Source organism: Winogradskyella pacifica (genome assembly GCF_013403915.1).
Classification (GTDB): domain Bacteria; phylum Bacteroidota; class Bacteroidia; order Flavobacteriales; family Flavobacteriaceae; genus Winogradskyella; species Winogradskyella pacifica.
In genome coordinates this window covers 1-3,218 of record NZ_JABFDI010000035.1, presented here as the reverse complement: position 1 = coordinate 3,218, position 3,218 = coordinate 1, and the positions used below count along the sequence as shown (strand labels likewise).

Below are 3,218 nucleotides of genomic sequence, written 5' to 3'. Positions count from 1 at the left end.
TATAAAGTAATAGTGTTTAATTACAGCTTACGAGCTTTGTAATTAGGCACAAAGTTTAGTTTAAATTTTCGGATTTAATCTAAATAGTAACTCATTAAAAAGACAAAAGTACACAATAAGCTAAATAAGAGCGTATGGGGAATGCCTAGGCTCTCAGAGGCGATGAAGGACGTGATAAGCTGCGAAAAGCTACGGGGATTGGCACATACAAATTGATCCGTAGATATCCGAATGGGGCAACCCACTATATTGAAGATATAGTACACCGTAAGGTGAGCAAACCCGGAGAACTGAAACATCTAAGTACCCGGAGGAGAAGAAAACAAAAGTGATTCCGATAGTAGCGGCGAGCGAAATTGGATTAGCCCAAACCAGTATTGTTACGGCAATGCTGGGGTTGTAGGACCACGATATTAGAAGCAGGATGAATTAGAATTGTTTGGAAAGACAAGCCGTAGACGGTGATAGCCCGGTATAAGTAAAGAATGTGGATATAGTGGTATCCTGAGTAGTGCGGGGCACGTGAAACCCTGTGTGAATCAGTCGGGACCATCCGATAAGGCTAAATACTCCTGAGAGACCGATAGTGAACTAGTACCGTGAGGGAAAGGTGAAAAGAACCCTGAATAAGGGAGTGAAATAGAACCTGAAACCATACGCTTACAAGCGGTCGGAGCAGACTTGATCTGTGACGGCGTGCCTTTTGCATAATGAGCCTACGAGTTACCGTTGCTAGCAAGGTTAAGTGATTAAGTCACGGATCCGTAGCGAAAGCGAGTCTGAATAGGGCGCTTTAGTTAGTAGTGGTAGACGCGAAACCGTGTGATCTACCCATGGGCAGGGTGAAGCTGTGGTAACACACAGTGGAGGCCCGAACCGGTTGACGTTGAAAAGTCTTCGGATGACCTGTGGGTAGGGGTGAAAGGCCAATCAAACTCGGAAATAGCTCGTACTCCCCGAAATGCATTTAGGTGCAGCGTTGATTTATAGTTTTATAGAGGTAGAGCTACTGATTGGATGCGGGGGCTTCACCGCCTACCAATTCCTGACAAACTCCGAATGCTATAAAATGTTAATCAGCAGTGAGGGCATGGGTGCTAAGGTCCATGTCCGAGAGGGAAAGAACCCAGACCATCAGCTAAGGTCCCCAAATATATGTTAAGTTGAATAAACGAGGTTGAACTGCTTAGACAGCTAGGATGTTGGCTTGGAAGCAGCCATTCATTTAAAGAGTGCGTAACAGCTCACTAGTCGAGCGGTTCGGCATGGATAATAATCGGGCATAAACATATTACCGAAGCTATGGACTTATTAATAAGTGGTAGGGGAGCATTGTAGTGTCGTCGAAGGTGTTCTGTGAGGGATGCTGGAGAAGCTACAAAAGAAAATGTAGGCATAAGTAACGATAATGCGGGCGAGAAACCCGCACACCGAAAGACTAAGGTTTCCTCAGCTATGCTAATCAGCTGAGGGTTAGTCGGGACCTAACGCGAACCCGAAAGGGGTAGTGGATGGACAACAGGTTAATATTCCTGTACCTGCTCACACTAAAAGTGACGGAGGCGAAAAGTTAGTGCGTACTGACGGAATAGTACGTTGAAGCGAGTGGTAACACCGCGATAGTACACTGAGACTCCGGTCAAGGTGATAATCTAGCAAATCGACTTCCAAGAAAAGCGAGTGAAGCAGCCCGTACCCTAAACCGACACAGGTAGTTGGGATGAGAATTCTAAGGTGCTCGAGAGATTCATGGCTAAGGAACTAGGCAAAATCGACGCGTAACTTCGGGAGAAGCGTCGCCTTCCTTCGGGAAGGCCGCAGTGAAAAAGTCCAGGCGACTGTTTATCAAAAACACAGGGCTCTGCTAAATCGAAAGATGATGTATAGGGCCTGACACCTGCCCGGTGCTGGAAGGTTAAGTGGAGGGTTTAGAAGTTTACTTCGAAGATCTCAAATGAAGCCCCAGTAAACGGCGGCCGTAACTATAACGGTCCTAAGGTAGCGAAATTCCTTGTCGGGTAAGTTCCGACCTGCACGAATGGTGTAACGATCTGGACACTGTCTCAGCCATGAGCTCGGTGAAATTGTAGTATCGGTGAAGATGCCGATTACCCGCAGTGGGACGAAAAGACCCCGTGAACCTTTACTATAGCTTAGTATTGGCTTTGGATAAGTAATGTGTAGGATAGGTGGGAGACTTTGAAGTGGCGTCGCTAGGCGTTGTGGAGTCATTGTTGAAATACCACCCTTTGCTTATCTAGAGTCTAACCTCTAACCAGGGACAGTGCTTGGTGGGTAGTTTGACTGGGGTGGTCGCCTCCAAAAGAGTAACGGAGGCTTCTAAAGGTTCCCTCAGCACGCTTGGTAACCGTGCGTAGAGTGCAATGGCATAAGGGAGCTTGACTGAGAGACATACAGGTCGATCAGGTACGAAAGTAGAGCATAGTGATCCGGTGGTTCCGTATGGAAGGGCCATCGCTCAAAGGATAAAAGGTACTCCGGGGATAACAGGCTGATCTCCCCCAAGAGCTCATATCGACGGGGGGGTTTGGCACCTCGATGTCGGCTCGTCACATCCTGGGGCTGGAGAAGGTCCCAAGGGTTGGGCTGTTCGCCCATTAAAGTGGCACGCGAGCTGGGTTCAGAACGTCGTGAGACAGTTCGGTCTCTATCTACTGTGGGCGTTAGAAATTTGAGTGGATCTGACTCTAGTACGAGAGGACCGAGTTGGACGAACCTCTGGTGTACCTGTTGTTCCGCCAGGAGCATTGCAGGGTAGCTACGTTCGGAAGGGATAAGCGCTGAAAGCATATAAGCGCGAAACCCACCACAAGATGAGATTTCTTTTAAGGGTCGTGGAAGATGACCACGTTGATAGGCTATAGGTGTAAAGGCAGTAATGTCATAGCCAAGTAGTACTAATAACCCATAGGCTTATTGTTACTTCGACTTCGCTCAGACGACCAGCAATGGTTAATGAGCGAGTCTGTTTTTTTATTAAAGTATACGTTACGATACATATCATGTGATTTTTTCAATATGTCAACAATATTAGTGTTGATTATTTATAACAACCCAAGTTCTGACCAAAATCAGAATAAAAACTTAAGGTGGTTATAGCGACGGGGCTCACCTCTAACCATTCCGAACAGAGTAGTTAAGCCCGTTTGCGCCGATGGTACTGCTTTACTGTGGAAGAGTAGGTCACCGCCTTTTTT

The 3,218-nt window shown here is 46.8% G+C and carries 2 rRNA genes; both read left to right on the top strand.

The features are described 5' to 3' along the window. Positions 1–113 precede the first annotated feature (113 nt). Positions 114–2,942: ribosomal RNA gene (locus HM984_RS17160) — 23S ribosomal RNA — on the top strand. 164 nt (positions 2,943–3,106) lie between these two features. Further along, a 5S ribosomal RNA gene (gene rrf, locus HM984_RS17155) occupies positions 3,107–3,216 on the top strand. The last annotated feature ends 2 nt before the right edge of the window (positions 3,217–3,218 follow it).